Source organism: Burkholderia sp. E168m15 (assembly GCF_016586105.1).
Classification (GTDB): Bacteria; Pseudomonadota; Gammaproteobacteria; order Burkholderiales; family Burkholderiaceae; genus Burkholderia; species Burkholderia orbicola.
The window spans coordinates 1-729 of sequence record NZ_BCPO01000248.1 but is presented as its reverse complement, the minus strand read 5'-3'; the positions used below and the strand labels follow the sequence as shown (position 1 = coordinate 729).

At 64.7% G+C, this 729-nt stretch carries 1 pseudogene; it reads right to left on the bottom strand.

Annotation, left to right across the window (positions count from 1 at the left end):
* Window positions 1-729: pseudogene (locus tag JMF86_RS34900) on the bottom strand (amidohydrolase family protein); the annotation flags it as partial.

Below are 729 nucleotides of genomic sequence, written 5' to 3'. Positions count from 1 at the left end.
CCTTTCTTGCCTTCCTCGTTCGAGAACCACGTCACGTACTCGGTCCACATCCGCAGCGCGGTTTCGCGATCGAGCAGGTTGCGCTGCGGATACATCCTCAGGCCGCCGACCGTCTTGCCGGTCACGAGCCATGCAAGCGACACCCACGGGTTGTACGACGCGACGCGCGTCGCATCGGTGCCGGCCGACACCTTGAGCCCCTTGGCGAGCATCTTCGCGACCGGCGGCGTCGCCTCCGCGGCTTGCGCGCCGTAGCGCTCGACGAAATATTCGCCCTGGTACGCCATCCGGTGCTGCACCGCGATGCCGCCGCCGAGCGCGGCGAATCCGGTCCATCGACTTCTCGGTGATCGTTTCCGCGTGATCGAAGAACCAGTTCAGCCCTTCGAGCGGGATGTCCTCGTTGACCTTCTCGAACACGTCGAGCGCGCGGCTGATCGTTTCGTCGTAGGTCGCGTGCATGCGCCATGGCCAACGGTTTTCCGCGAGCACGCGCACGACGCCTTCGAGGTCGTCTTCCATCTGCGCGGGCAGGTCCGGCCGCGCGACGCGGAAGTCCTCGAAGTCGGCCGCGGAAAACGCCAGCATCTCGCCCGCGCCGTTGTTGCGGAAGTAGTCGGTGCCATCGTGGTACTTGACGCTCTTCGTCCAGTTCACGAAGTCTTCCTTCTCCGCGTTCGGCTTCTGCGTGAACAGGTTGTACGCGATCCGGATCGTCATCTCGCCCGC